General features: G+C 55.9%; 1 protein-coding gene. It reads right to left on the reverse strand.

Annotated elements, in window-relative coordinates; genetic code table 11:
• The coding region (locus Xhom_RS25030; RefSeq protein WP_145957529.1) for a TipJ family phage tail tip protein at window positions 1-928 on the reverse strand (928 nt) is incomplete at both ends.

Genomic DNA, 928 nt, shown 5'->3' on the forward strand with positions numbered 1-928 from the left:
GCCCTCCAGCCCCACGGTAAAGGTGACCATCCGGTCATACTGGTTGGTATACAGTACCCACTTGCCGCGCCGCTGGGCCTCACTCTGCCGGGTGCAGCCAATTGCGGTGATGTCCGCCTGTTTCACCTGATACCGGCGCATTAACTGAGGGTCGAAGACCGCTTCCACCGCATCCTGATAACCGTTCTGCGGATCTGACCAGCTCACCATCGCCGTGGAGTAATGGGTTTTCTCGCTGGCACTGGAATAGGTAAATTTACCGTCCCGCACGTTGGCGCGGGTGAAGTTTAAATCCACCGTGCGGGGCATATCCGCCAGCACATTCATGTTATTGTTCGCCCAGAAGGTCATGCCGTTGAAGATACCGACAATATCCCGCAGGACAGTCCAGGCGTCCTCTTGCGACTGAATATAGACATTGCAGGTGTGTCTCGGCTCCATCCCCCCTTTGCCATCCGGCACCGGCTGGTCACAGTGCCGGGCAATGCGGTACAGGTCCCATTTTGCCAGCGCCAGATTCTCAGCTTTCACCCGGGTACCAATGCTGAACCGGTCATTGATCATCAGGTCATACAGTATCCACGCCGGATTGTCTGTCCACGCCCATTTAAAGGCCCCTGCCCACACCCCCGAATAGGTGCGACGGTCCGGATCATAATTATCCGGCACCCGGATAATGCGCATTTTGGGTTCACAGGAGACCTGCGGGATATTGCGGAACTGTTTGGCATCAAACTGAACGAACAATAAGGCGGTTTCGGGGTAACTCAGTTTAGCGTCAATCACCTCGGTAATGGCTTCAACGACCATCGCATCGGCAATCCGGTTACTGGTCTGTTTGGGGGTCAGGCGGCGAACCCGCACCTGCCAGCCAGAATGGGCTTTGGGTAAATCGACGCGGTGTGACCGTTCATATTTGGTGGTAGTC

The organism is Xenorhabdus hominickii, assembly GCF_002632725.1.
Classification (GTDB): domain Bacteria; phylum Pseudomonadota; class Gammaproteobacteria; order Enterobacterales; family Enterobacteriaceae; genus Xenorhabdus; species Xenorhabdus hominickii.